This is a genomic window from Borrelia crocidurae (assembly GCF_000825665.2).
GTDB classification, from domain to species: Bacteria; Spirochaetota; Spirochaetia; order Borreliales; family Borreliaceae; genus Borrelia; species Borrelia duttonii.
In genome coordinates, this window is record NZ_LN609267.1 from 817,876 (window position 1) to 821,075 (window position 3,200).

Here is a 3,200-nt window from a genome sequence, read left to right on the forward strand (position 1 = left end):
GTTTTAGAATTTGTTCTATTATTTTGTGTTGTTTGTTGTTGCCAAGAAATCCACTGTAAAATATATCAAAATTTTCATTTTGATTTTTCCAGGATAGTATAAACTTTTTTAATTTATTTGTTAAATCTATTATTTCGAATTCTTTGTAATTTGTTGTTGCAGAGAGAACGGCAGTTACTAGTGGACAAACTTGAATATTAAATGATGATATTACTGGTATGCATATTGTAAGTGATGCTTTACCTATGGTTGAAATATCATGCATGGCTAATACTCGTTTCATAATTTTACTCCTTTTGTATATTTATAATTTTCTATTCTTGAGTTTGCATTAGTTTCAATGGAACTTGCTCCATATTTTAAATGCATAAAATATCCAATTCCTGCAATCATTGCTGCGTTGTCTGTACAAAGGTCGATTGGGGGATAGTATGTTTCTATTTCAAGGTTTTTAATTTTTTCTCTTAAATAAAGGTTGCTTGCTACTCCTCCAGATATTATTAATTTTTTTATGTTAGTATCCTTTATTGCTCTTTTTATTGGAATTATTAAATTTTCAAAAGCTGCTCTTTGAAAACTGGCAGCAATATTGTTATTTGTTATTTTGGCATTGTTGTTTTTAAATTTTTCAAGTTGATGTATGCATGCTGTTTTAAGGCCCGAATATGAGAAGTCATATCTATTTTCTTTTTTGTCAAAAATTGTAATTGGAAAATTAAATGCGTATTGATTGCCGTCTATAGCCAATTTTTCTATATTTGGGCCACCAGGAAATCCCATCTTATAATGTTTTGCTATTTTGTCAAATGCTTCTCCACAAGCATCATCAAGTGTTCTTCCAAGTATTTCAATATCATCAAAATTATTTTGTTTGGCTAGTATTGTGTGACCTCCACTTAATACTAATGATAGAAATGGATATTCTATTGTGTGATTCAGCAAGGGTGCATAAAGATGTCCTAGAATGTGATCAATACAAATTAGAGGTTTTTTGAGGGCAATGGACAGTCCTTTGGCAAAGTTTACACCAACAATTAAAGAGCCAATAAGCCCAGGTTGAGATGTAACTGCTATTAAATCTATTTCAGATATATTTATTTGAGCACTTATTATGGCTTGTTGACAAACATACATAATAAATTCTGTATGTAGTCTTGAGGCAATTTCTGGTACTATTCCATAATATTTTTTATGTTCTTTTTGACTAAGTTTGATGTTGCTTAAAATTGTGTTGCCATTTTCTACTATAGCTGCACAACAATCATCACATGAGCTTTCTATTCCAAGTACCTTCATTATTTTCCTCTCTTTGATAAAGGTTTATTAAATTTTTAAATACAAATTCTTTCTTTAAGTTTTCTGATTCTTGTTGAAGTATTTTAAGGGTGTTTTTTGACCAAATGTGTCCTATTACTTTGACAATTCCTTTTGTTCTAGCTATTTGTTTTGCTCGCTCAAGTGCTTTAATTACAGATTTTTCATTATCTCTATTATCAAGGAATATATCTCTTTGTTCTACTAAGATTCCAATGCTTTTACCAGTTTGTATAGATATGCTGTCTTTAGTAGTTAGACTGTCAAAGAAATATTTATTTTTTTCTTTAAGTTTTATTAACATGATTTTCATAATGTTTTCATTTGAGGTAATAAGACTTCCCATATGATTATTCATTATCTTTGCATTTGGATATGTATTGAATGTTGTTTCAATTTTTGTTCGTATAGTAATTTCATTATCATTGATATTGATATGAAATTTTTCTATTGAATTTTTATGTTTTGATTGCATTGGGAAATGAATCATTATAATTTTGTTTTTATTTTGTAGTTTGTTATAAAATTCCATTGATTTTGGTAAAAAGGGAATAATTGAAAAATTAATGTTTAGGTTAATTTTTATAAATTCGTCTAACATAAATTCATCATATCCAACGTCATCAATTATAAGATAAAATTCTGGCTTTGAATTGTTGAGTTTTAATTTTTGTTTTGTTTTTGTTAGATTGTGTCTTTTAAGTTTTGCCAATTTATCTTTTAACTTTAAATTAATTTTATTGTCATTGGATTTTAGATATACAAAACTAGAAAATAATATACTTATTGATGCAAAAGATGTAATTATGATAAACAATACTTTAATTTTTAACTTATGTCTTTTAATAAAAACATAAATATTTTGAATATTCATTCTCAGAAATTCTTATTATATCTAAATATGTGACTAAGTCAATATTTATTGATAAAGTTCTTCTCTGAGTTTTTTTAGTACTCTTTTTTCGATCTGTCTTACAGTTTCTGAAGATATTCCAAGTTCTGTAGAAATATCTTTTAAGGTGCTTTTTTTATCACTGTTGTCCAAATTGTATCTTTTCTTGATTATATATCTTTCTTTTTCATTTAGTTTGGTTTCTAGTATGTAGTTTAGATGCTTTAATGTTGAATTTTGTTCGAGAGTACTCTCAGGATTAAAAGAATTATCTTCATAGAGATTTAGTAGCGTGGAGTTTTCTGATCCTTCAATCTTTTTGTCTAGAGAATATTCTTTTTCAAGGTAAGGAATAATCTTTACATATTGAGCAGTTGTCAAGTTAAATCTTTCCATTATGTCTTCTTTTTTGGGTGATTTTTCTTCTTCCATTAGATATTTATTGATTTGAAGTATTAAATTTTCTTTTCTGTATGGCACTTTTACAAGTCTTGTTTTTGTGTTTAATGCCCTTTGAAGAGATTGTTTGATCCAAAATGAAGCATAAGTTGAAAATTTGGTGTTCTTACTCGGATCATATTTTTCTGCAGCTCTAATTAAACCTAAATTTCCTTCTTGTATTAGATCTTCTATTTTTAATCCTTTGCCAGCATATCTTTTAATTATCTTGAGAACTAAACGTAAGTTGGCATTTATCATTTGGTTTTTTGCTTTTAAGCTTCCTAGTTTTATCTGTTTTGCAAGTTCGATTTCTTCTTCGTGAGTTATAAGTCTATGTTCTCTTACAGATTTTAGATATATATTTAAATCTTCATTGCTAAATATATTCACACTACTTCTCCCATCTTTTAAATTTTGTGTATCAACATCCTTCTCCCTTTTTGATGTGATGCAAAAATCATGCCAACTTAGAAAATAATTGATATTTTTATTAAATATTAATTATTTTCTAAGATTATTTGTTATTTTAATTTGATTGTAGATTACATCAGCA

General features: G+C 27.2%; 3 protein-coding genes and 1 pseudogene. All 4 read right to left on the reverse strand.

The window, feature by feature from the left end:
- Positions 1-283 (reverse strand): annotated as a pseudogene (locus BN1173_RS04710) (PfkB family carbohydrate kinase); the annotation flags it as partial.
- Positions 280-1,296, reverse strand: a complete 1,017-nt coding sequence (tsaD, locus tag BN1173_RS03940; protein ID WP_040236780.1) for a tRNA (adenosine(37)-N6)-threonylcarbamoyltransferase complex transferase subunit TsaD — start codon at positions 1,294-1,296, stop codon at positions 280-282. The pseudogene BN1173_RS04710 and the gene tsaD, both read right to left, overlap by 4 nt.
- Positions 1,265-2,188, reverse strand: a complete 924-nt coding sequence (locus BN1173_RS03945; RefSeq protein WP_040236782.1) for a divergent polysaccharide deacetylase family protein — start codon at positions 2,186-2,188, stop codon at positions 1,265-1,267. The genes tsaD and BN1173_RS03945 overlap by 32 nt, the downstream gene beginning before the upstream one ends.
- A gap of 45 nt (positions 2,189-2,233) precedes the next feature.
- A complete protein-coding gene (locus tag BN1173_RS03950) occupies positions 2,234-3,037 on the reverse strand; it encodes a sigma-70 family RNA polymerase sigma factor (protein ID WP_012538507.1) in 804 nt (267 codons plus the stop codon).
- Positions 3,038-3,200: the final 163 nt, after the last annotated feature.

Bases quoted from the DNA above. Each gene is read 5' to 3' on its own strand.
- tsaD (WP_040236780.1), bottom strand. From the start codon at position 1,296: ATGAAGGTACTTGGAATAGAAAGCTCATGTGATGATTGTTGTGCAGCT.
- BN1173_RS03945 (WP_040236782.1), bottom strand. From the start codon at position 2,188: ATGAATATTCAAAATATTTATGTTTTTATTAAAAGACATAAGTTAAAA.